The sequence below is a fragment of the Klebsiella sp. CN_Kp073 genome (assembly GCF_040065495.2).
In the GTDB taxonomy this organism is placed as follows: domain Bacteria; phylum Pseudomonadota; class Gammaproteobacteria; order Enterobacterales; family Enterobacteriaceae; genus Klebsiella; species Klebsiella aerogenes.
The window spans coordinates 2,149,035-2,172,559 of sequence record NZ_CM198051.1; the positions used below are offsets into that span (position 1 = coordinate 2,149,035).

Genomic DNA, 23,525 nt, shown 5'->3' on the forward strand with positions numbered 1-23,525 from the left:
GGGCTCTTCCCGTACCGCCTGAGAAACGAGGGAAATATTATGTTTGATCTGGATAACATCGACGCGGTAGAAACCCCGGAAAATGACCTCGAAGAGGTGGTGATGGGGCTGATTATCAACTCCGGACAGGCGCGTAGCCTGGCCTATGCGGCGCTGAAGCAGGCGAAGCAGGGGGATTTTGCCGCCGCGAAATCGATGATGGAGCAATCGCGGATGGCGCTGAGCGAAGCGCATCGCGTCCAGACCCAGCTTATTGAAAGCGATGAAGGCGAGGGCAAGATGAAGGTGAGTCTGGTGCTGGTTCATGCGCAGGATCATCTGATGACCTCAATGCTGGCCCGTGAACTGGTGGCCGAATTGATCGAGCTGCACGAGAAGGTACAATAGGCTATCCGAACGATGAGGCAGCCGAAGATGATGACCACCGAGATCAGTACCGCCAGGGAACAACAGCTCTTCAACGGGAAAAACTTTCATGTGGTCATCTATAACAAAACGGAGAGTGTGAGCGGGCTTCACCAGCATGATTACTACGAGTTCACTATCGTTTTAACCGGGCGCTATTATCAGGAAATTAATGGCAAGCGGGTGTTGCTGGAGCGCGGGGACTTTGTCTTTATCCCAATGGGGTCGCACCATCAGAGCTTTTACGAGTTTGGTGCGACGCGCATTCTTAACGTTGGCATCAGCAGACGCTTCTTTGAGAAACATTATCTGCCGCTGCTGCCGTTCGGTCTGGTCGCCTCTCAGGTCTATGCGGTGCAAAGCGCCTTTCTCAGTTATATCGAGTCGGTTATTGCTTCACTGAATTTTCGCGAGACTGAATTTGACGAGTTTATTGAACTGGTCTCGTTTTACACCATTAACCGCTTACGTCATTATCGTGAAGAGCCCGTTGAAGATGTGATTCCTCACTGGCTGAAAAATACCGTAGAGGATATGCACGATAAAAACAAATTTGGCGAAAGCGCGCTGGAAAATATGGTGCAATTGTCCGGGAAAACGCAAGAATATTTAACCCGGGCGACCCAGCGCTATTATGGTAAGACGCCGATGCAGATCATTAATGATATCCGCATCAATTTCGCGAAAAAACAGCTGGAAATTACCAACTATTCGGTCACTGATATTGCGTATGAATCAGGATATAGCAGCCCAAGTCTGTTTATTAAAACATTCAAAAAGCTGACTTCCTTTACGCCAAGCAGTTATCGCAAACAGCTGACCAATATTAATTAACTCGCAGCGGAATTTACCGCGCGGTTTATTCATTCAAGTTAACTGTCCGCATTTATGCGGAGAGCGGTCTACGTCTACGCGTAGCGCCTAAGGGAGAAAGATATGAGCCAGAAATTAAAAGTCGTGACTATCGGCGGCGGCAGCAGCTATACCCCGGAATTACTGGAAGGTTTCCTCAAACGCTATCATGAGCTGCCGGTAACGGAACTGTGGCTGGTGGACGTGGAAGAAGGGCAGGAGAAGCTCGATATCATCCATGCGCTGTGCCAGCGGATGGTAGAAAAAGCCGGCGTGCCGATGAAAGTCTACAAAACGCTGGATCGCCGCGCGGCGCTGGAAGGGGCGGATTTCGTCACCACGCAGCTACGCGTTGGCCAGCTGAAAGCGCGTGAAAAAGATGAACGTATCCCGCTAAGCCATGGCTATCTTGGCCAGGAAACCAACGGTGCGGGCGGTCTGTTTAAAGGCCTGCGTACCATCCCGGTGATTTTCGATATTGTCAAAGATGTGCAGGAAATTTGCCCCGATGCGTGGATCATTAACTTTACCAACCCGGCGGGTATGGTCACCGAGGCGGTATATCGCCACACCAATTTCAAACGCTTTATCGGCGTGTGCAACATTCCAATCGGTATGAAGATGTTTATTACCGATGTGCTGCAGCTGAGCCCGAGCGATGAACTGAATATCGATCTGTTCGGCCTTAACCACCTGGTGTTCGTTCGCGATGTGCTGGTCAATGGCGTGTCGCGCTTCGATGAACTGCTGGACGGCGTGGCTTCTGGCCGCCTGACCGCGAACTCGGTGAAAAACATCTTCGACCTGCCGTTTAGCGAAGGGTTGATTCGCTCACTGCGCCTGATCCCCTGCTCGTATCTGCTTTATTACTTCAAGCCGAAAGAGATGCTGGCGATTGAGATGGGCGAGTACTACAAAGGCGGCGCGCGCGCTCAGGTCGTACAGAAGGTTGAAAAACAGCTGTTCGAACTGTACAAAAATCCGGATCTGAACATTAAGCCGAAGGAGCTTGAGCAGCGAGGCGGCGCTTACTACTCTGATGCCGCCTGCGAGGTGATTAACGCCATTTACAATGATAAGCAGGCCGAGCACTATGTGAATATTCCGCACCATGGCCACGTTGATAATATTCCGGCCGACTGGGCGGTAGAAATGACCTGTACGCTGGGCCGCGATGGCGCGAAACCCACGCCGCGAATCACGCATTTTGATGAAAAAGTGCTGGGGCTGATTTATACCATCAAAGGCTTTGAAGTGGCGGCCAGCCAGGCGGCAATAAGCGGCGAGCTCAATGATGTGCTGCTGGCGCTCAATTTAAGCCCGCTGATTCATTCGGATCGCGATGCCGAGCAGCTGGCGCGGGAGATGATCCTCGCCCATGAGAAGTGGCTGCCGAACTTTGCAGCCACTATCGAAAAACTGAAACAGTAACGGGAGCGGCCGATGGAACGCGTATTGATCGTTAACGCCGATGATTATGGCCTGAGCAAAGGGCAGAACTACGGTATTATCGAAGCCTGCAGGAACGGACTGGTGACGTCGACCACGGCGTTGGTCAACGGCGCGGCTATCGGCCACGCCGCCCAATTGAGTCGCAGCCTGCCCGAGCTGGCGGTGGGGATGCACTTTGTGTTGACGCTGGGCGAGCCATTATCGGCGATGCCGGGGTTAACCCGCGACGGGCGGTTGGGCAAATGGATTTGGCAGATGGCGGAAGAAGACAGCCTGCCGCTGGATGAGATCGCCCACGAACTGGAGTGTCAGTATCGGCGTTTTATCGAACTGTTTGGTTGCGAACCGACCCATATCGACAGCCACCACCACGTGCATATGATCGCGCAGATCTACCCCATCGTCGCCGCTTTTGCGCGCGAAAAGGGCGTTGCTTTGCGTATCGACCGCCAGGTGGCGGCGCTGAATGGCCTCGATCAGGATGCGGCTCGCAGTAGCGATGGCTTCAGCAGCGAATTTTACGGTGAAGCGGTTTCACAAGCGCTGTTCCTGCAGACGCTGGATGCCTCACTTGAACGGCAGGAAAACTCGCTGGAAGTGATGTGTCATCCGGCATTTGTCGATAACACCATTATGGGCAGCGCTTACTGCTATCCGCGGCTGACCGAACTGGACGTGCTGACGTCCGGCGAACTGAAGTACGCTATTGCGGAACGCGGCTACCGGCTCGGAAACTATCGCGACGTATAAAGAGAGGAAAGCCCGGCAGCCATGAACTGCCGGGCTTTTTGTTACGCGGGTATGGCCGCAACTTTACTGCTTCTTGACCAGACGCGATGCGCGGCCAGTAGCGTCAGCAGTTTATCGACGCTAAGCGTATTAATCGCGTCGCATTCGATAACCCCTTCTTCACCCGCAGCGGGCACCTGTAGCAGCGAACTAAACTGCCGCGCATCGCCCGCCAGTAAAATAGGCTTCAGATGCTTATAAGCTTCCAGCAGATAGTAGCGGGCATCTCCGTTATCGCTGATGCTGCTCAGATCGCCGCCGGGAACGATAACCGCATCAACCGTCAACGATGGCGAGCCGGCGAAGGTTCCGGCGATCGGTAGCTGCGATCCATCATCGGCGCTGACTTCGCCCATACGCGAATAGAGCAGTTTGCTGTGGACGCCTCTGGCCTGCAGCGCTTGCAACAGGTTGAGTACATCCTGCGCGCAGGTCTTCTCGTTGAGTAATACCGCGACAATTCGTCCTTTTACGTCGCCATCGCCATCAGCGTAAAGACTGAGGGTTGGATCTTTCTCCACGCCGTTAACCGGCGCTGGCGGGGCAATATTCCTCTGCTCATCGCTGAGTTCGATACCGAGATTGTTGGCTACCGCTTCCGCCAGCCCGATATCAATATGCGCCAGATGATCGACCACCCGCTCGCGGATCCAGACTCTGACCACTTTGCTCAGCTCAAAACTAAAGCCGCCGATAATGTGCTGCTGCTCAATCGGCGTCTGGCTGAGCCAGAACAGGCGAGGCTGGGCGTAGTACTCGCCGAAGGAGGGGCTACGGTTACGGATTTTCTCGCCATCAACGCGTTCCGCCAGTGATTCAAAGCCGCCGCGTTTCGGCGCCGGCGGCGTTTCGCGAGGCCAGTTATCGTTGATAGAGTTAGGCTCATAATTTGCTGGATTAGTATCAATCTCCATTCGGTGCATGCCGTCACGCTGGAAATTATGATACGGGCAGGTAGGGCGGTTAATCGGAATTTCGTGGAAATTTGGCCCGCCGAGGCGGCTAATTTGCGTATCGGTATAGGAGAAGAGTCGCCCTTGCAGCAGCGGGTCGTTACTAAAATCGATACCCGGCACGATATGACCCGGATGGAATGCCGCCTGTTCGTTCTCAGCGAAGAAGTTGTCGGGGTTACGGTTAAGCACCATTTTGCCGACTCGTTGCACGGGCACCAGCGCTTCCGGAATGAGTTTGGTCGGATCCAGCAGATCGAAGTCGAAATCGAACTCGTTTTCCTCTGGAATTAACTGCAGGCCGAGCTCAAACTCCGGATAATCGCCAGCCTCGATGGCTTCCCATAGGTCGCGGCGATGAAAATCCGGGTCGCGGCCGGTCAATTTCTGCGCCTCATCCCACACCAGGGATGCTTTACCGGCCACCGGCTTCCAGTGGAAGCGTACGAAGGTGGCTTTGCCTTCGGCGTTGATGAAACGGAAAGTATGTATGCCGAAACCTTCCATCGTGCGATAGCTGCGCGGCAAGCCGCGGTCGGACATGGCCCACATCACGTTATGCAATGTTTCCGGCTGCAGCGAAACATAGTCCCAGAAGGTGTCATGGGCGCTTTGTCCCTGCGGAATTGCCCAGTGCGGTTCGGGTTTCACCGCATGGACAAAGTCGGGAAATTTAATCGCATCCTGGATAAAGAAAATCGGCGTGTTGTTGCCCACCAGGTCGAAAATGCCCTCTTCGGTATAGAATTTGGTGGCAAAGCCGCGGATATCACGCACGGTATCGGCCGAGCCCGCGCCGCCCTGAACGGTGGAGAAGCGGACAAAAACAGGGGTGATTTTTTCCGGCGCGGACAGAAAATCGGCTTTGGTAATCTCTTTCAGGCTTTTGTAAGGCTGGAAATAGCCGTGCGCGGCGGAACCGCGAGCATGAACGATACGCTCGGGAATGCGTTCATGGTCAAAGTGGGTAATTTTCTCACGCAGGATAAAATCTTCCAGCAACGTTGGTCCGCGGTTGCCGGCGCGTAACGAGTTTTGATCGTCGGCGATGCGTACCCCCTGATTGGTGGTCAGCGGGAAGTTTTCGCCGCCTTTACGCTGCGGCTCAAGCGTATCTAATTTTATGCTGTGAGTATCCGGCGCTTTCAGGCTGCCGGGCGACGTCGGTTCCTCCCCGGGCGCGGTTGGCTGGGGAGTAGGGCGCCATTCGCGGTCTTCGGGCGCCAGCGAATCAAGGCCCGGTTTTGCTTCATCGCTATCGTGTACCGGTGCCTGTCGGCTGTGTGGGTCGTGGTGTTTTTCTGACATCTGCTCGTCTCCTGCTTTCATTGCTAAAAGTGGTCGTTGCTAAACCAAAACCCTTCTAACTATAGAACATTGTTCTGGGTTCGCCGGGCAGAAACGAATAGAGTTATCCTAAAATGCGCATTAGCGGAGGAGGGGCGACGAAAAGGGGGGCGATCGGCTATGATAGGGGTTTATGTTCCCGCTTTGCTTAGTGAATCCATCTGTTATGAAAACATTGCGCCAACAAAATCGCCCTGTCATTAGCTACGTGCCGCGCGTCGAGCCTGCGCCGCCGGATCATGCCGTTAAAATGGACCATTTTCGCGATGTCTGGATATTGCGGGGCAAATATGTCGCCTTTGTACTGATGGGCGAGCGTTTCCGCCGTTCACCGGCGTTCACCGTGCCGGAATCGGCGCAGCGTTGGGCTAATCAGATACGCCAGGAAGGTGAAATAGAGGCCTGACCTCGCGGGTAAAATAAAAAAGCCGCTGAAATTCAGCGGCTTTTTTGTGGCTGTTAACGTTAGCGATGCGCCAGTTCGGCGTCTTCTTCGCTATCGAGGATGGCTTTATCCGTCTGGCGCAGCCACTGGCTGGTCAGCGTGCCGGCGGTCATTGAACCGTTAACGTTAAGGGCGGTACGGCCCATATCAATCAGCGGCTCGACGGAAATCAGCAGTGCGACCAGCGTGACCGGCAGACCCATCGCCGGTAGCACGATCAAGGCTGCGAAGGTCGCGCCGCCGCCAACGCCGGCTACGCCCGCGGAGCTTACGGTGACGATACCCACGAGGGTGGCAATCCACATTGGATCCAGCGGGTTGATGCCAACGGTTGGCGCTACCATTACCGCCAGCATCGCCGGATAGATACCGGCGCAGCCGTTCTGACCAATCGTCGCGCCAAATGAGGCGGAGAAGCTGGCAATAGATTCCGGCACGCCCAGACGGCGCGTCTGCGCTTCCACGTTCAGCGGAATAGACGCCGCGCTGGAACGGCTGGTGAAAGCGAAGGTAATCACCGGCCAGACTTTACGGAAATACTTCAGCGGACTGACGCCATTGACGGCTAACAGCAGACCGTGTACCACAAACATGATCCCCAGCGCGATGTAAGAGGCCACCACGAAACCGCCGAGCTTGATGATGTCATGCAGGTTGGAACCGGCAACCACTTTGGTCATCAGTGCCAGTACGCCGTACGGGGTCAACTGCATTACCAGACGCACCAGCTTCATCACCCAGCCCTGCAGCGTGTCGATGGCGGTCAGGACGCGTTGGCCTTTCTCCACATCGTCTTTCAGCAGTTTCAGCGCCGCGACGCCAAGGAACGCCGAGAAGATAACGATGCTGATGATAGAAGTCGGGTTAGCGCCGGTCAGATCGGCAAACGGGTTTTTCGGCACAAACGACAGGATCAGCTGCGGAACGCTCAGATCTGATACTTTACCGACATAGTTGCTCTGGATGGCGTTCAGACGAGCGGTTTCCGCGCTGCCCTGCACCAGGCCTTCAGCGGTGAGGCCAAACAGGTTGGTCACCAGCACGCCGACCAGCGCAGCGATTAGGGTGGTGAACAGCAGCGTACCGATGCTCAGGAAACTGATTTTCCCCAGCTGTGATGCATTGTGCAGGCGCGCCACCGCGCTCAAAATGGAGGCGAAGACCAGCGGCATAACGATCATCTGCAGCAGTTGTACATAGCCGTTACCGACGATATTGAACCACTGAATAGAATCTTTCAGAACCTGGCTGTCGGAGCCGTAAACCAGCTGCAGGCCAAGACCAAAGATAACGCCGATAACGAGACCGACCAGTACTTTTTTAGCGAGGCTCCACTGTTTGTGGCGGGTTTGAGCCAGCGCAAACAGTAAAACCGCGAACACGACAACGTTCGCTATTAATGGAAAATTCATCCCCGTTCTCCTGATATCTTGTTACCTGGGTTGGTCTGAAACCAACTCTTATGGCGCCAAGAGTAGCAGAAGGCCTTATTGCTTTCTTATACTCAAATGGAATGGGTTATAACCAAAAAATCATTTAGCGTATTTATCGTTCAGCCTGATGGTTAATAAAACGATTAAAGGTTATTTGCAGCGAATTAATCATATTTGATGACCAGCGCACGGCGCTATTTTCGGCCATGCTTTGCGGCATCCAGACGGCGTAAATGAACAGCGCCATGCACAGCGCGCGCTCGAGCTGATTGCCTTTGCGCGGCGCGAGGATCGGCAGGCGGAACCGCCAGCGACAAGGCCACAGCAGCGGTACGCCGGCCGGGGTGAGCATATCGGCGAGTATATGGCTGAGGTAGCCAAGCACTAAACCCTGCAGCGCATCGGCCGGGATTATCCAGCTCTCCGGCACTTTTAGATAGAACAGCGCCAGCGCGCCGAATACCGCCAGCAGGCTGTGGGTAAAGCCCCGGTGGCCAAAGGCGCGGGCTACCGGTTTTGAGACCCAGCTTAAACGCTGCCCGAGGAAAGATTTAGGATGGTCGATATCGGGCAGCAGGCAGGTCAGCACGGCGGAAGGAACGATATGCCACCAGTCCCCCTGCGCCAGCACGGGGGTTAATTCTGCATTTTTTGCAAATACCGCACAGGCGATAGAAAAGAAGAGGTGGCCTTCCGCCGTCATGATAAAAACCCTAAACTGTCAATTCATACAGTATAGGGTTTTTATACAGTATACGGAAGAGGTGACGGTGTAACTCTTTGTCACAAGGTTGACATATTTTGACGACATTAATGCCAGCGCAAGTCGTTTAGCCGCGCAGGTCTGCTACCGTCAGCTGCTGCAGAGACGCCAGTTTCACATCGGCCAGTACGAAGCGCGGATCGCGGCTGTTTTCTGCTTCCGGAACCACAATCGAGCGCATCCGCGCCGCTTTGCTGGCAATCATGCCGTTAACAGAATCCTCCAGCGCCACGCAGGACATTGGCGCGACGCCAAGCTTTGCGGCGCAATCAAGATAGACCTGGGGATGCGGTTTGCTGTAAGGCAGATGTTCGGCTGAGGCCAGCGCGTCGAACTGGTCGCGAAGTTCAAACATTTCCAGCACTTTTTCCAGCATATGCAGCGGCGACGCGGAGGCGAGGCCGATTTTTAGTCCTTCGGCCTTACACAACGCCACGGCTTCACGCACGCCGGGCAGCAACGGCCGTGACTCCTCGACCAGCTGAATGGCCCGGCGGATAATACTGGCGGTTACCTCCGCGCGGTCCGGGCCGCGCCAGGGCTGTTGTGCAAACCATAAATCGACCACCAGGTCGATGCGCAGCCCCAGCAGGTCAGGTAATTCATCACGGCGGCTAATATCCACTCCGAGGCTTTCCAGTACCTCCAGCTCTGCGCGGTCCCATAGCGGCTCTGAATCGATAAGCAGGCCATCCATATCGAAAATAGCGGCAAGAATCTGACGCTTTGCTGACATAAGTTCCTCTCCATTGGCGTAAGTAGATAACGAAATTGTCCATATGGTATATCATACCGCGCTGAAGCAGGCGAAATTCGCTGCGGAAGATAGACTTATACCTGACTCTATGTCGGCATGGAGAGTCTGGCGTTTTAAACAAGGGGAACTCATGACGTATCAACAAGCTGGACGCATTGCGGTCATTAAACGCATTTTGGGATGGGTCATCTTCATTCCAGCCGTGCTGTCTACGCTGATTTCCGTACTGAAGTTTATGTACGAGCATAGCGAAAAGAAACCGGGTATTGATGCGGTGATGATGGATTTCGCCCACCTGATGATTGAGATGGTGCGTTTCAATACGCCGTTCCTGAATTTCTTCTGGTACAACTCGCCGCTGCCGGAGTTCAAACATGCGTTGAACATCGGTTTCTGGATTATCTACGCGCTGGTGTTTGTCGGTATGGCGTTGCAGGCTTCCGGCGCGCGGATGGCCCGCCAGGCGAAGTTTCTACGCGAAGGCGTGGAAGATCAGTTGATTCTGGAACAGGCTAAAGGCGCGGAAGGCCTGTCGCGCGAACAGCTTGCCGAACGTATTGTCGTTCCGCGTCATACTATTCTGAAGCAGTATTTCACGCTTTACGTGCTGCCGATTGTGGTGATTGTGATCGGTTATATTTTCTTCTCGCTGCTTGGCTTTCTTTAAGCAGAAGATCTGCCCGGCAAGCCGGGCAATGCCTTACTCGGCAGGCAGCGCTCGCGGCTTGCCTTCATTGTCTACCGCCACATAAATAAACAGGGCTTCCGTCGCCTTATAACGCTGGCCCAGAGGTTCCGTCGATACTTTTTTCACCCATACCTCAATATTAATAGTGATCGAGGTGTTGCCGCGCTTTACGCAGCGGGCATAGCAGCACACAACATCGCCAACGGCGACCGGGCGTAAAAAAGTCATACCATCAACACGGACAGTCACAACGCGGCCGCGGGCAATCTCTTTGGCCATAATCGCGCCGCCGATATCCATCTGCGACATCAGCCAGCCGCCAAAAATATCGCCGTTCGCGTTGGTATCCGCCGGCATGGCCAGGGTGCGTAAAACCAATTCGCCCTTCGGGGCGAGATCTGTTGTTGTCATTCTATACTCTGTACTAGTCAAAGGAGATCAGGCGCGATGCTACTATGAAAACGGCGCAGAGAGAATAGGGGAATACGCCCGTCGGTACGGGCGTCGGCAGATTAGAAACTTAGGGTAACGCCGGCGTAATAGGCGCGCCCCGGCTCGTTGTAAGTTGACGCACCGGCGTTCTCGCGATAAATCTGCTTATCAAACAGGTTGCTGATGCCGGCGTTCAGGCGAATATCTTTCATCAACTGATAGTTGCCGCCGATCCCGACTATCGAATAAGCGCCGACTTCATTGGTGGCGAGAACCCCGGTCTCGTTGCGAATTTCCGCGTACTGACGCGGCTTTTGACGGCCATACATTGTCCAGTTTATGTTAGCCGACAGTTTGCTGTTTACCTGCCAGTCAAGCATGGTATTGATAGTATATTTCGGGATCACCGACAGCGGATTGCCGGTATCTTTACTTTCCGATTTAATCATCCAGGTCGCGTTGGTGCGCCAGTTCAGGGTGTCGGCAATCAATGGGATCAGCACGGTCCCTTCCAGTCCTTCTACTACGGCTTTGCCGCCGTTCTGCCACTGTAGAATGTTGTTGCCGCTGGAAGTGTAGCCAAGCACCTCGGTGCCGGAGACGATTTTGTTTTTGTAATCATTACGGAACCAGGTGATCCCGGCGTTATAGCCTCCGGCGTTGAATTCCAGCCCAAGCTCTTTATTGATGCTGATTTCCGGATCCAGATCCGGGTTGCCGAGCAGATAGCAACTGCCTGTTGCAATGGCGTTCGGGCATCCGTTGCCGCGGGTGGAGAGCAGATAGCCTTCGCTGGATTGATATAAATTCGGTGCTTTAAATACCCGTGCAATACCGGCTTTGACTTTAAACCACTCACCTAATGCCTGCGCCAGGTTGAGGCTTGGGCTCCAGTTACTGCCGAACTGGTTGTGGTAATCGAAACGCAGGCCGGGAATAATGTTAGTTCCCGGCGTGGCCTCGATATTATCTTCCAGGTAGATCCCGGTTAACGTGGCGCTGTTTTTGCTACTACGATCGGCGGCATTGCCGCTGGTGCCGGCGATGGTTTCACCGCTCACGTCAGTGGCCTGCATCGACGCCGGATCGTTGAGTTCGTCGCGGTTCCACTCCATGCCAAGCGTCAACGTCTGATCCGCCAACCAGTAGAACGGAATGTTTAACTCGCCTGTGGAGCGCCATGATTCCAGACGGCTGGTGGCGTATTCATCGCTATTGATCATCCCCTCGACGCGGCCGGTTGATCCTTCCTGCAGGCGGGTATTATTGGTTTTTTCATAATAAACGCCGGCTTTTGACTGTCCCCAATCCCAAATTCCGTTATAGGTTAGCCCCCACGACTGGCGATACAGGCGGTTGGTCTCATGGCCGTAGAGTGAATCAACCAGGCCATTGGGGCTAAGGTTGCCGTTACTGTACTGGGTATCGCCGGCATAAATATTGCCCTGGCGGCTGTAGGCATAGTTGAAATCGAGGATCTGTTGTGGGGTCATTTTCCACGACAGCAGGGCGTTAATATCTTTATTACGCACGCCTTCGCGACCGGCGGCGTATGAGCCATTCTGCGCATGGTTGATATCCCAGGCGTCAGCATCGGTTTTATTGATGTTGCCGTACAAACGCATGGTGAGGGCATCGCCTGCCAGCGGCCCGCTGAGGTTAAAGTTGGCCCGGTTGGTGGCGCCTTCTTTGTTATTCTCCGGTTGATTGGTGAAGAACGACAGTGAGCCGTGCCAGTCGTTGGTTGGTCGTTTGGTAATGATATTCACCACGCCGCCGGCCGCGCCGGACCCATAGCGGGCCGCAGCGGGTCCGCGCAGGACTTCAATACGTTCAACCATTTCAGCGGGTACCCAATTACTATCACCGTGGGTATCGCGTTCACCGCGCCAGCTGTAACGTACCGAATTTCGTGAGGTAACCGGTACGCCATCGATCAAAATCAGCGTGTTTTCGGGGCCCATCCCGCGAATGTCGATTTGACGGTTGTTACCGCGGCTACCGCTGGCGCTGTTGCCGGTCAGATTCACGCCGGGCATTTTACGGATGATTTCTGACAGGTCATTAACCGGCGGCTCTTTGGCAATATCTTCGGCAGTGATAATCGAAACGCCGGGCTGTTGTTTTAACGCTTCTTCGGCGGTGCTGTAGACCACCATGGTTTCAGTATCCTGTTCGGCTTCTTCGGCCAAACTCTCCGCTGAAAAGAAGCTGGCGATAATGATGGTAAGGGGAGCGAGGGGGAATGCGGTGTTCGTTCTCATTGTAAATATCCGTATCAAAATAAAACAAGAACGTGAATATTAATAATAATCATTATCATTACAATGAGGCGAGACGAAACTTCATCAAATCCTCACAATTGGCGCAATTTTTCCAGTTTGATGAAGAAAGCGTGAAGGCGAGCCGTTGGGGAATGGCGTAATAAGAGGTGGCTTACCCACTCTTTCGGAAGTTAAATTTGAACTGAACGGGATAGGAGGTAGAGAAAAGAAATGAAAAGCACAAGGGAGGCGGTACGCGCCGGCTAGCGCGTACCGTTGAGAGGTATTAGTGCTTATCGTCCTGTGGCATGTGGCGGTAGATATAAACGCCGCTCAACAGGGTAAAGACCAGGGTCAATGCCGTTAAACCGAAGACTTTGAAGTTGACCCAGATATTCTGCGGCAGCCAGAACGCGATGTAGATATTAGCCAGCCCGCAGAGAATAAAGAACAGCGCCCAGGCCAGATTCAGCCGCGACCACACCTGCTGCGGCAGCGTCAGCTCTTTACCAAGCATGCGTTGGATCAGCGGCTTTTTCATTACCCACTGGCTGAACAGCAGGGCGCCGGCAAACAGGGCGTAGATGACGGTCACTTTCCACTTAATAAATTCATCGTTGTGGAAGAAGATTGTCAGCCCGCCGAATACGGCGACCAGCACAAAAGTGATCAGCGCCATCTTTTCAACTTTACGATAGCGCACCCAGCTATAAATGAGGACTACCGCGGTGGCGACGATCAGCGCGGTGGTTGCGGCGTAGATATCGTAAATCTTATAAAAAGCGAAGAAGACTACGAGCGGTAAAAAATCGAGAAACTGCTTCATACATCAATTCCGTCGTTCAGGAAGGGCCGGAATGCCCGGCCCTGATTAAAGTTAGTTGCGAATAAGCATATACAAGCGGAACAAATAGATCAGCAACAGCGCAGAGAACAGATTGCTGATGGTATTAATGACCACGGCGGCAACGTTGGGCGACAGCGTTGCAAAGCTTGAAGCAAGCAGCAGCAGCGCCGTTTTTGCCAGCAGCCAGCCGAGTACCGCAGGCGCCACCAGGCGCATATTCGTCCACGCCAGACGCATACTGCCGCGCATTGCGCTAAAGATGCCGATTTTATCCTGCACCAGCATCACCGGCGCGAACGCCAGAACAATCGCCAGCAGCACGCCCGGCACCAGCACCAGCATCATCCCCATCTGTACCACGAAGGTGGTGAACAGAATAAGCAGCAACAGCTTCGGCAGAACCGGCGCCGCCGCGCCGATCGCCCGCAGCGCGCTGACGCGATGCCCGGCGGAGATCAGCTGAATCAGCAACAGTACGCCGCCGACGAGAATGGCATTCCCCACCAGGCCCGAGAAGGTTGAGGCTGCCGACGCGCGCAGCAGGATCTGCTGCTGTTCCGGCGTCATGTTCTGCACCAGCTCAAACAAGCCGGCGCTGCCCACGAGGTTATCGCCCTCGCTGAGAATCGATAACTGCTCGTCGCTGGGCGAAAAGGCATGGCCAATGACTACCGTGATGAACGCGCATAACAACGCAATCAGCAGAATAGTAACGAACTGATTACGAAAAAAATTCCCCGTGTCACGGTAGACGGACTTCGCCGTGATAGACATGCATTCTCCTTGAGTCTTGCAGGTGTTTTAACTAGCCGGGGATTGTACCGCAAAACGTGGTTGGGTAGCAGTCTCTGCCGAGGTCACGGTAGGTATATCTTTGTAAAGAGTTCCCAGCGGCGGCAGGCCATAGCGGGCACGGGCGCGATCGCACGCTTCGTTGAGTTCGCCGCCTTCGCCTGACATGGCAAACTCGCGGCAGGGGGAAGGCCGCTGGTGATAGATGGAGCAGTGTACCGATTCGCCGATTTCACCGCTTAAGGCGGTACAGCGGCTTTGCCGCTGATTGGTACCGCTCATGCAGCGCAGAAAAGGGGTAAGGGGTTCGGTGAGCTGTGTGGGTACCACGCCGCCAGCGTCGTCGGCTTCAGCCCAGTAGAAGGAGACTCGAAAATACGCACAACAGGCACCGCACGTCATGCACGGGTTGATTTCACTCATAATTACACCTGAAAAAAACGCATCAACACAAATTGTCGGCAATTAAATTAGCTATCCGCGCGATCGGCGACAAGAGGGGCAAGCAAAAATTTTTCTCATGGGTAAAAATTGATGTAAAGACAAATCAGAACGTTACTAACTGCTGCAAAAATTAATCTGGATCAATAAATGTTAAATCTAATGGCCTGGTGTGATCTAAAACAGATCAAAGCTAACTCATTGTAGGTATATTTGCAGCCGCTGATAAAAACCATAATGGGGACATGGATATGAAGAAAATAGCAGCGGCGGCATTGATCTTAGGTACGCTTTCTGGTGGTAGCGCCTGGGCGCATGAAGCGGGGGAGTTTTTTATTCGCGCGGGCTCGGCGACGGTTCGCCCGACTGAGGGCTCTGACAACGTGCTGGGTAGTCTCGGCGGTTTTAACGTCAGTAATAACACCCAGTTGGGTTTAACCTTTACCTATATGGCGACCGACAATATCGGTATCGAACTGCTGGCGGCAACGCCGTTCCGCCATAAGGTCGGTACCGGGCCGACCGGCACTATCGCCACCGTACATCAGCTGCCGCCGACGCTGATGGCGCAGTGGTACTTTGGCGATGCGCAAAGTAAAGTGCGCCCGTATATCGGCGCCGGTATTAACTATACGACCTTCTTTAACAATGATTTCAACGATACCGGTAAGGACGCCGGGCTTTCCGACCTGAGTCTGAAAGATTCATGGGGCGCGGCAGGACAGGTTGGCCTGGATTATCTGATTGACCGCAACTGGCTGCTTAACATGTCGGTCTGGTACATGGATATCGACACCGATGTGAAATTTAAAGCTAACGGCGTTGACCAGAAAGTCAGTACCCGTCTGGATCCGTGGGTGTTTATGTTCTCTGCCGGTTATCGCTTCTAATGCTTTAAAAAAACTGGCCGCCTGCGGCCAGTTTTATCCTCTTCAGACCAGCCGATGGGCGTGCAGTTTGGCGCTTTCCATAATGCTATCCATTATCACCTGCACGCGATGCGGCAACACGCCTCGCTGACGATAAATCAACCACGCCTGCATATTCACGCCGCGTTCCCGTGGCAGACAGGGTTGTAACGTACCGGCCTCCAATTCCGCCGCGACGGAGTAAAAAGGGGCATAAACGATGCCCAGACCCTGCTTGGCAAGCTCGATGGCCGGCAAAATGTTATCGCATACGCTGGAACCGTTGACCTCCACCTGAATGCTTTCACCCGCTGCGTTATAGCAATGCCAGCTGTTGCGGATCCCGCCCAACGTACGCAAAGTGATGCAACGATGCTGCGCAAGCTCATCAACATCGTGCAGAGGCGACTGCGTAATATAATCCGCGCAGGCAAACAGCCCCATGCGAAAGCGGGTGAGAGGCCTTGCGATCAGGCTTTCGTCCTGGGGCTGGAAAAAGCTAATCAGCAGATCGCAATCGCTATCGAAAAGCGTCCCGTGTTTCTGTTCGCGCTCGTCGGGATTGCGGGTGAGAAGGTTTACGGTTAATTCCGGCGCTGAGCGCAGCACCGGCGGCAAAAGATATCGGGCAAGGAAAGCCTGAATGCCGATTGGCGCGCCGAGCGTCACCATACCGTTGAGGCTGCGTTTCCAGGTACCGGACATATCAAGCAGGTCATTATGCTTATCCAGCAGAATGTCCGCCCGGCGCAGGAACTGCTCGCCAAACTCGCTCAGGATTAATGCCCGTGGGTGGCGGATAAAGATTTCCAGCCCCAGGCGCCGTTCCAGCGCATTCAGCGCCCGCGACACGTTCGACTGCGGCATATCCAGTAGCTGGGCGGCTTTGCTAACGCTTGCCGTTTCGGCAATCACGCGGACGATGCGGAGTTCGTCTATGCGCAGGTCTTTTTCTTTCACGAGGTCGCTTCTTTTGGTTTTGCTATATCAAAAATGATATACATCTTTGCTGTCATTGTCATATGACTTCTGGTTGGGAGCTGGGTATCATTTGCGTGGATTATTTGTTACAGCCGAAAAATACAGAGAAATAATTCGATGAAAATAACAAGAATGGCTGCGTTATCTGCAATGTTGCTGCTGGCTGCGTGCGCTTCCAGCGTAACCGAAAAAGAAAAATATATTGAATATGACGATATTATCAAGGGACTATCGGTTTCGGGGGAAGAGATATTATACCGGAAAGATAAAAGTACTGATTTTTACCGTTACCAATATTTGGTCTATCAGTCGGAAAATGATTATTCTCGGCACAGCCCCACGATTGCAGTGAGTGGCATTGCTAATTATAAAACAGCGTAGTTAGTACGGTTTACCTTTTTTATTACCAGGTGTTATTATGTTCCTTAACTACTTCGCCTTAGGCGTGTTAATTGCCGTGTTTTTGATTTTATTTTACGGCATTATTATTATTCATGATATTCCCTATTTATTAGCCAAAAAACGTCAGCATCCTCATCAGGATGCGATCCATGTGGCCGGCTGGGTGAGCCTGTTTACCCTGCATGCGATTTGGCCGCTGTTATGGATCTGGGCAACGCTGTATCGCCCCGAGCGCGGGTGGGGAATGGCGCATAAAGTCGAAGATAGCGCCGAAATGCATCAGCGAATCAGGCAACTTGAAAGCGAGCTAAAGCGTCTGCAGGAGCAACAGATAACTGTAACGACAAACTCGTCAAATAACCGCTAAGGCTAATATATGGATTTACTCATTATTCTTTGCTATGTGGCGTTGGCCTATGGCGTATTTAAAATTTTCCGTATCCCGGTAAATAAATGGACGGTACCGACGGCGGTCCTTGGTGGAGTGTTTATTGTCGGCGCGCTAATTCTGACTATGAATTATAATCACCCGTACACCGACCGGGCGCAAAAAATAGCTCTGTCGATCCCGATTGTGCCGCAGGTGTCGGGGGCCATCGTAGAAGTTACCGATAAAACGAATGTGTTATTACGCAAAGGCAAGGTACTGTTTCGTCTTGATGATAGCCGCTATCGCGCGCGACTGAATAAACTGGAGGCGGATCTCAGTGCCGCCGAAGCGGATATCAGAACCCGGAAAGCGGCATTAAGTGAATCCGCCGCTAACGTCCAGCGGATGACGGCGGAATATGAACGTGCCCGTCAGGATTATCAACGCTATGCGAAAGGCGCGGCCATGCCGGTTAACCCTTTTTCTGAGCAGGACGTGAATCACGCCGAGCAGCAATATCAGGCGCAATCCGCGGCCCTGCGGGCGGCTAAGGCACAGTATCAACAGGAGTTAGAAAGACTTTCTGCGCGTTTCAATGGCGAGGATGCGCAAATCGCCAGCCTGAAATCGCAGATTGCCGAGGCGCGTTATGACCTTGAACAGACGGTATTCCGCGCGCCCAGCGATGGTTATGTTACCCAGGTGCTGGCGCGACCGGGAACCACGGCAGTTCGTCTGCCGTTCAAACCGGTGATGATTTTTATTCCGCAGCAGAAACGGCAGGTGGTGGCGGTATTTCGCCAGAACGCTATCCTGCGCCTGGAGCAGGGGGACGAGGCAGAGGTGGTATTCAATGGTCTACCGGGGCAGGTGTATGCCGGCAAGGTCACAAAAGTATTGCCAACTATTCCCGACGGCAGCTACCAGGCCAGCGGCGCGTTACAGGGTTTAAGCGCCACGCCCGGTCGGGAAGGGGTTTATGTGATGATTGACCTCGCGGCGAGCCGCGATCTCGCCCATCTCCCTGATGGCGTCAGTGCCCAGGCGGCGGTGTATACCGACCATTTTGCCCACGTGTCGGTGATGCGTAAGGTGCTGTTACGGATGACCAGCTGGTTGCATTATCTGTATCTCGACCACTAAAAGCTGAAGTTGAGCGAAAAAAAGCCCGCGATAAACGCGGGCAAAAATACTGGAAGCAATGTGAGCAATGTCGTACCGAATACCTGAGTTGTTCACTCAACTATTCGGTAATGAGAAAGATAATATTTCTCATTTGAGATATCAACCCCAGATTTTGTGCGGAGGCGAATTTTTTTAATCAAGGGTGAAAACCGTACGTTTCTGGCTGTTATCACGCGGCCAGGCCGCAGCGACATCGCGGAGCGGCAGCGGCGTGGTGGCGATGGTAAACTGACCGGGAACCGCAGCCTGCAGCATCTCCCCGGTTGCCGCCAGCAGTTGCGGCATGGTCAGGCTGCCGATGCCGCTGCCCATAAGCTGTAGCGGCGCGGCGCGCAGCACGGCGCCATTTAACGCGATATCCGCCCCGGCAAGGGAACCCACCTGCACATAACGCACCGGCTTATCGCCGGGGGTATATTTCGCCAGCATGGGCAGCAGCAACTCTGCGCTGCGTCCCCACAAATAATCCACGATCGCATCAACTTGCCCGGCGCTGGCGGCGGCGAATTGTGCGCTAAGCGTCTGCTCATCGGCGGTTAAATCAATACACTCATCGGCTGCGAGGGCGGCCAGCGCTTGCGCATTGCGCCCGGTGGCAATGATTTTTTTCGCACCGAGGTAGCGGGCAATCTGCACCGCCAGCTGCCCGGCGCTGCCGGTGGCGCCGTTAATCAGTACCGTTTCGCCGGCCTGAAACTGCGCCCGCTTTACAAGCGCAGCCCAGGCAGACATGCCCGGATTGGCCATGGCCGCGGCGCTGATATCGTCAAGTTCATCCGGCAGCGGCAGGCAATTCTGCATTGCGACCGGCGCGCGTTGCGCCATACTGCCGAACGGGGCGCTGGGGAAAGCAAAATAGACGCGCTGGCCGTCATGGGTCATACCGACGCCATCGATACCGACGACAAACGGCAGAGTGCCGTCAAAACTATAATGATGTCCTGATGCCCGGCCCTTTACCACGTGGCTAATGGCGGCGGCGCGAACGTCGATCAGCGTGTGTCCGACGGCGGGCTGCGGTTCGCTAAAATCGGCCCATACCGGGCCTTCGCTTAGATCAAATACCACGGCGGCTTTCATAACATTATCTCCTGATGATAATTATGTGTAATATGCACATATTCTTCAGGAGCAATATACGCGGTTAACTAATATATGCAAGATGCACATAATAATTACGACATCACCGACTTTCACGGCGCGCTGCTGGATATCATTAGCGTGATGAATCAACCTTTGCGCGATGAGCAGATATTGCAGGCGGCAAGGGTGCAGCTTGAACAGATACTATTTCCGCTACTGGTGGCGGTAGGGCGCTATGGCCCGGTGGGGGTAGTTGAGCTGGCGGATCATTTAGGCCGCGATTACACCACCGTCAGTCGTCAGGTGAAAAAGCTGGAGGCTCAGGGGCTTGCCTGCAAGCAGGCCAATGCCAAAGACCGGCGGATTAGCGAGGTGACGCTCAGCGAAAAGGGGCAGCGGATGATTGACGCTATTGCCGTTGCGCGGCGGCAGTTAATGAATCAGGTGCTGGCTGGATGGTCAGAAGACGAGGTGCTGGCGCTGTTTCGCTTAACGCGAAAATACGCCAACAGCCTGCAGCGGAAATAGCCGCCCGGCGTGAGGCCGGGCGACAAAGGGTCAGGCGGTTTTGGTTGCCGCTTTCAGGCTCTGCACGAAGGTTTTTAGCTCTTCGAGCATTTTTTGCGGCTGTTCAAGGTTGCGCTCGATAATCTTGACGATGGCCGAGCCGGATATTGCCCCGGCGGCACCGGCGTCAATAGCGGCCGAAACCTGCTCCGGCGCCGAGATACCAAAGCCCTGCAGCGGCGGCGCGGCGTTATATTCCGCCAATTTTTCAATCAGATGATGCAGCGGCAGCGCGGCGCGGTTTTCCGCGCCTGTCACGCCAGCGCGCGATAGCAGGTAGGTATAGCCGCGGCCATAGGAGGCAATCTGGCGCAGTAAATCGTCATCGGCATTTGGCGGGCAGATGAAAATCGGCGCAATGTTATGGCGCAGCGCTGCCTGACGGAACGGGGCGGACTCTTCGACCGGCACGTCGGCGACCAGCACGGAATCCACGCCGACACGCGCGCATTCGGCGTAGAACTCATCAATCCCCGGGCTGAACACCAGGTTCGCGTACATCAACAGGCCGATTGGAATGGTCGGATGCTTGTGGCGGATCGCCGCCAGCATCTCGAAGCACTGCGCCGGGGTAACACCGGCGGCAAAAGCGCGCAATGTGGCGCCCTGAATCGTCGGGCCGTCGGCCAGCGGGTCGGAGAAGGGGATCCCCAATTCCAGCGCATCGGCGCCGGCTTCAATCAGCGCATCGATGATTTTCAGCGACTGTTCCGGCCCCGGATCGCCGAGGGTGACGAAGGGAACAAAGGCGCCTTCCTGGCGGTTTTTTAACTGTGCAAATAGCGTCTCGTAACGTTCCATCAGATTTCCCCTCGCGCTTTCAAAATGTCGTGTACGGTGAAGATGTCTTTATCGCCGCGGCCGGACAGGTTAACCACCAGCAGCTGCTCTTTATCCGGATTCTCGCGCATCATCTTCAGCGCGTGCGCCAGAGCGTGCGACGACTCCAGCGCCGGAATAATGCCTTCATGCCGGGAGAGCGCTTTAAAGGCATCCAGCGCTTCGTTGTCGGTAATTGACACATACTCAGCGCGCCCGGTGCTATTAAGGAACGCATGCTGAGGCCCCACTGACGGGAAATCCAGCCCGGCGGAGATAGAATAAGATTCTTCAATCTGCCCGTCGGAGGTTTGCATCATCGGCGACTTCATGCCGAAATAAATGCCGACGCGACCATGCTTCAGCGGCGCGCCGTGCTCGCCGGTTTCGATACCGTGGCCGGCAGGCTCGACGCCAATCAGGCCAACTCGGGATTCATCAATGAAATCAGCGAACATGCCGATGGCGTTAGAACCACCGCCAACGCAGGCGATCACCGCGTCCGGCAGGCGTCCTTCTTTCTCGAGGATCTGTGCTTTGGTTTCTTCGCCGATCATGCGCTGGAATTCACGCACGATAGTCGGGAATGGGTGCGGGCCAGCGGCGGTGCCGAGCATGTAGTGCGCCTTCTCGTAGCTGCCGGACCAGTCGCGCAGCGCTTCGTTACAGGCATCTTTCAGGGTGGCGGAGCCGCTGTGCACTGGAATGACTTCCGCACCCATCAGGCGCATGCGGAACACGTTCGGCGACTGCCGCTCGACGTCTTTGGCGCCCATATAGATGCGGCATTTCAGACCGAGCAGGGCGCTGGCCAGCGCCGAGGCGACGCCGTGTTGGCCGGCGCCGGTTTCGGCGATAATTTCCGTTTTGCCCATACGTTTGGCCAGTAGCGCCTGGCCCAGCACCTGGTTGGTTTTGTGCGCGCCGCCGTGGAGCAGATCTTCACGCTTGAGGTATAGCGTGGTGCGGGTGCCTTCGGTCAGATTGCGGCATTTGGTCAGCGCCGTCGGGCGGCCCGCGTAGTTTTTCAGCAGGTCGGTGAATTCGGCCTGAAACTCAGGATCTTTTTGCGCGCTGACGAAAGCTTCTTCCAGCTGGCGCAGGGCGGGCATCAGGATCTGCGGAACGTACATACCGCCGAATTCGCCGAAATACGGGTTCAGTAAAGTGCTCATTATTGCATTGCTCCTTAATATGCGCGCAGCGTCTGGAAAACGGCAGCCACCAGGCTTGCCTCTTTTATTCCCGGCTGCGACTCTACGCCTGAGTTGAAATCGAGTCCGGCACAGCCGCTTTTCGCGGCTTCTACGCAGTTATCGGCGCTGAGGCCGCCTGCCAGCATCACGTTACGCAGGTCCTGGCCCTGCAGCAGCGACCAGTCGAAGCGTTGACCGCTACCGCCCTGACCGTTGTCAAAGACATATCTGTCCACATGATTGAGGTTACGCGGCGGCAGCGTTTCGCCGACGCTCAGCGCCTTCCAGATTTGGATCTGCTCCGGCAGCGCCGCGCGCAGGGCATCAATCCAGGCCTGGTCTTCGCTCCCATGAAGCTGGACCGCGGCGAGTTTCAAGTTGGTCGCACGGGTGACGACCTCTTCAATGGCTGCATCGCGGAATACGCCAACGTAGCTGAGCGGCGCGGCGGCCATTACCGCCTGTGCCTGCTGGTCGTCAACGGCGCGCGGCGAACTGGCGACGAAAATCAAGCCGCCGTAGATAGCGCCCGCCTCCCAGGTGACTTGCGCATCCTGCGGACGAGTCAGGCCGCAGACCTTGTTCTCACCTAACAGCACGCGCTTCACCGCAGCGCTGAGGTCCGGTTGCTCCATCAGCGCCGAGCCAATCAGGAAGCCGTTGGCGAAGTGGCTCAGTTCGCGGACTTCGCCGTAGGTATGGATTCCGGATTCGCTGATCACGGTGACATCCGGGCCGAGACGCGGCGCCAGTTGACGCGTGCGGTTCAGATCAATCGACATATCGCGCAGATCGCGGTTGTTAATGCCGACGACTTTGGCCTTCAGCGCAATCGCGCGCTCCAGCTCCTCTTCGTTGCTGACCTCGGTCAGAACGCCCATATTGAGGCTGTGGGCGACAGCGGCGAGCTGCCGATATTGGTCATCATCGAGCACCGAGAGCATCAGCAGGCAGGCATCGGCCTGGTAGTAACGCGCGAGGTAAATCTGGTAAGGATCGATGGTGAAGTCTTTACACAGAATCGGCTGCGGCGCGACCTTGTTGACGATCGGCAGAAAATCAAAGCTGCCCTGAAAATATTTCTCATCGCACAGTACTGAAATTGCCGAAGCGTAGTGCTTATAAACCCCGGCGATGGTCGCCGGGTCGAAATCTTCCCGAATCAGTCCCTTCGACGGCGACGCCTTTTTGCACTCAAGAATAAAGGCGGTACGGGCGCCGGCCAGCGCATCGTAAAAATGGCGTTCGGACGGCACGATATCATTCTGAAAACTGGCTAACGGTTGTTGTTGTTTGCGGGCTTCTACCCAAATCGCTTTGTCGGCAACGATTTTTGCTAAAACGGTCTGCATTA

At 54.7% G+C, this 23,525-nt stretch carries 25 protein-coding genes; 11 read left to right on the top strand and 14 right to left on the bottom strand.

Going from position 1 to position 23,525, the window contains the following annotated elements; all coding sequences use genetic code 11:
* The first annotated feature begins 39 nt into the window (after positions 1-39).
* From chbA to chbG, 4 genes are all read left to right on the top strand, one after another.
* On the top strand, positions 40-387 hold the full coding sequence (gene chbA / locus ABLV66_RS10365) for a PTS N,N'-diacetylchitobiose transporter subunit IIA (protein WP_015366185.1): 348 nt from the start codon (positions 40-42) through the stop codon (positions 385-387).
* A 27-nt stretch (positions 388-414) separates the two neighbouring features.
* Positions 415-1,239, top strand: coding sequence for a transcriptional regulator ChbR (chbR, locus tag ABLV66_RS10370; protein ID WP_072251555.1), 825 nt, complete (start codon positions 415-417; stop codon positions 1,237-1,239).
* A 102-nt stretch (positions 1,240-1,341) separates the two neighbouring features.
* Positions 1,342-2,688, top strand: coding sequence for a 6-phospho-beta-glucosidase (locus ABLV66_RS10375; protein ID WP_045374759.1), 1,347 nt, complete (start codon positions 1,342-1,344; stop codon positions 2,686-2,688).
* Positions 2,689-2,700: 12 nt separating this feature from the next.
* Positions 2,701-3,459, top strand: coding sequence for a chitin disaccharide deacetylase (gene chbG, locus ABLV66_RS10380; protein WP_047045065.1), 759 nt, complete (start codon positions 2,701-2,703; stop codon positions 3,457-3,459).
* 41 nt (positions 3,460-3,500) lie between these two features.
* Here the strand turns inward: chbG and katE are convergent, their stop codons facing one another.
* Positions 3,501-5,759 (bottom strand): catalase HPII, encoded by a 2,259-nt coding sequence (gene katE / locus ABLV66_RS10385; protein ID WP_289578395.1) that lies wholly within the window; start codon positions 5,757-5,759, stop codon positions 3,501-3,503.
* Positions 5,760-5,964: 205 nt separating this feature from the next.
* Here katE and cedA point away from each other — a divergent pair, with 205 nt between their 5' ends.
* Complete coding sequence (gene cedA / locus ABLV66_RS10390) at positions 5,965-6,204, top strand: cell division activator CedA (protein ID WP_045393220.1); 240 nt, start codon at positions 5,965-5,967, stop codon at positions 6,202-6,204.
* Between the two features lie 59 nt (positions 6,205-6,263).
* Here the strand turns inward: cedA and ABLV66_RS10395 are convergent, their stop codons facing one another.
* From ABLV66_RS10395 to hxpB, 3 genes are all read right to left on the bottom strand, one after another.
* Positions 6,264-7,655 (bottom strand): L-cystine transporter, encoded by a 1,392-nt coding sequence (locus ABLV66_RS10395; protein WP_015366191.1) that lies wholly within the window; start codon positions 7,653-7,655, stop codon positions 6,264-6,266.
* Between the two features lie 133 nt (positions 7,656-7,788).
* Complete coding sequence (locus tag ABLV66_RS10400) at positions 7,789-8,379, bottom strand: metal-dependent hydrolase (RefSeq protein ID WP_015705758.1); 591 nt, start codon at positions 8,377-8,379, stop codon at positions 7,789-7,791.
* Between the two features lie 127 nt (positions 8,380-8,506).
* Positions 8,507-9,175 carry a hexitol phosphatase HxpB gene (gene hxpB, locus ABLV66_RS10405; RefSeq protein WP_045393217.1) on the bottom strand — a complete coding sequence of 223 codons (669 nt, stop codon included), beginning with the start codon at positions 9,173-9,175 and terminating at the stop codon, positions 8,507-8,509.
* 151 nt (positions 9,176-9,326) lie between these two features.
* Here hxpB and ABLV66_RS10410 point away from each other — a divergent pair, with 151 nt between their 5' ends.
* Complete coding sequence (locus ABLV66_RS10410) at positions 9,327-9,863, top strand: YniB family protein (RefSeq protein WP_047045057.1); 537 nt, start codon at positions 9,327-9,329, stop codon at positions 9,861-9,863.
* A gap of 33 nt (positions 9,864-9,896) precedes the next feature.
* On the opposite strand, the gene yciA is transcribed toward ABLV66_RS10410, so the two are convergent.
* From yciA to ABLV66_RS10435, 5 genes are all read right to left on the bottom strand, one after another.
* Positions 9,897-10,295, bottom strand: a complete 399-nt coding sequence (gene yciA / locus ABLV66_RS10415) for an acyl-CoA thioester hydrolase YciA (RefSeq protein ID WP_015705756.1) — start codon at positions 10,293-10,295, stop codon at positions 9,897-9,899.
* Positions 10,296-10,396: 101 nt separating this feature from the next.
* Positions 10,397-12,580 (bottom strand): TonB-dependent siderophore receptor, encoded by a 2,184-nt coding sequence (locus ABLV66_RS10420; protein ID WP_348876445.1) that lies wholly within the window; start codon positions 12,578-12,580, stop codon positions 10,397-10,399.
* Positions 12,581-12,866: 286 nt separating this feature from the next.
* A complete protein-coding gene (locus tag ABLV66_RS10425) occupies positions 12,867-13,406 on the bottom strand; it encodes a septation protein A (RefSeq protein ID WP_015366196.1) in 540 nt (179 codons plus the stop codon).
* A 51-nt stretch (positions 13,407-13,457) separates the two neighbouring features.
* Positions 13,458-14,201, bottom strand: a complete 744-nt coding sequence (locus ABLV66_RS10430) for a YciC family protein (protein WP_047045053.1) — start codon at positions 14,199-14,201, stop codon at positions 13,458-13,460.
* Between the two features lie 27 nt (positions 14,202-14,228).
* Entirely contained in the window at positions 14,229-14,642 is a 414-nt protein-coding gene (locus ABLV66_RS10435) for a YkgJ family cysteine cluster protein (protein ID WP_045393211.1), read from the bottom strand.
* A 269-nt stretch (positions 14,643-14,911) separates the two neighbouring features.
* Between ABLV66_RS10435 and ompW the strand changes: the two genes are divergently transcribed.
* The gene (gene ompW, locus ABLV66_RS10440) at positions 14,912-15,550 is read left to right on the top strand and encodes an outer membrane protein OmpW (protein WP_045374891.1); all 639 of its coding nucleotides are present in this window, start codon (positions 14,912-14,914) and stop codon (positions 15,548-15,550) included.
* A gap of 42 nt (positions 15,551-15,592) precedes the next feature.
* On the opposite strand, the gene ABLV66_RS10445 is transcribed toward ompW, so the two are convergent.
* A complete protein-coding gene (locus ABLV66_RS10445) occupies positions 15,593-16,528 on the bottom strand; it encodes a LysR family transcriptional regulator (protein WP_045393208.1) in 936 nt (311 codons plus the stop codon).
* 138 nt (positions 16,529-16,666) lie between these two features.
* On the opposite strand from ABLV66_RS10445, the gene ABLV66_RS10450 reads away from it, so the two are divergent.
* The 3 genes from ABLV66_RS10450 to ABLV66_RS10460 are packed head-to-tail and all read left to right on the top strand — an operon-like array spanning position 16,667 to position 18,464.
* Complete coding sequence (locus ABLV66_RS10450) at positions 16,667-16,930, top strand: hypothetical protein (protein WP_047077948.1); 264 nt, start codon at positions 16,667-16,669, stop codon at positions 16,928-16,930.
* Positions 16,931-16,967: 37 nt separating this feature from the next.
* Positions 16,968-17,318: a DUF3302 domain-containing protein gene (locus ABLV66_RS10455; RefSeq protein WP_045393202.1), complete on the top strand. Its 351-nt coding sequence runs from the start codon at positions 16,968-16,970 to the stop codon at positions 17,316-17,318.
* Between the two features lie 9 nt (positions 17,319-17,327).
* Positions 17,328-18,464: an HlyD family secretion protein gene (locus ABLV66_RS10460; RefSeq protein WP_348876443.1), complete on the top strand. Its 1,137-nt coding sequence runs from the start codon at positions 17,328-17,330 to the stop codon at positions 18,462-18,464.
* A gap of 174 nt (positions 18,465-18,638) precedes the next feature.
* Here the strand turns inward: ABLV66_RS10460 and ABLV66_RS10465 are convergent, their stop codons facing one another.
* Entirely contained in the window at positions 18,639-19,586 is a 948-nt protein-coding gene (locus ABLV66_RS10465; RefSeq protein ID WP_348876442.1) for a quinone oxidoreductase family protein, read from the bottom strand.
* Positions 19,587-19,661: 75 nt separating this feature from the next.
* On the opposite strand from ABLV66_RS10465, the gene ABLV66_RS10470 reads away from it, so the two are divergent.
* Entirely contained in the window at positions 19,662-20,117 is a 456-nt protein-coding gene (locus ABLV66_RS10470) for a MarR family winged helix-turn-helix transcriptional regulator (protein ID WP_348876440.1), read from the top strand.
* Between the two features lie 30 nt (positions 20,118-20,147).
* On the opposite strand, the gene trpA is transcribed toward ABLV66_RS10470, so the two are convergent.
* Genes trpA through trpCF form a run of 3 tightly spaced genes read right to left on the bottom strand, consistent with a single transcriptional unit; the run spans position 20,148 to position 23,523 of the window.
* A complete protein-coding gene (gene trpA / locus ABLV66_RS10475) occupies positions 20,148-20,957 on the bottom strand; it encodes a tryptophan synthase subunit alpha (protein WP_045374732.1) in 810 nt (269 codons plus the stop codon).
* Entirely contained in the window at positions 20,957-22,150 is a 1,194-nt protein-coding gene (trpB, locus tag ABLV66_RS10480) for a tryptophan synthase subunit beta (RefSeq protein WP_015366207.1), read from the bottom strand. The genes trpA and trpB overlap by 1 nt, the downstream gene beginning before the upstream one ends.
* 14 nt (positions 22,151-22,164) lie before the next feature.
* A complete protein-coding gene (trpCF, locus tag ABLV66_RS10485) occupies positions 22,165-23,523 on the bottom strand; it encodes a bifunctional indole-3-glycerol-phosphate synthase TrpC/phosphoribosylanthranilate isomerase TrpF (protein WP_348876439.1) in 1,359 nt (452 codons plus the stop codon).
* Positions 23,524-23,525 lie beyond the last annotated feature (2 nt).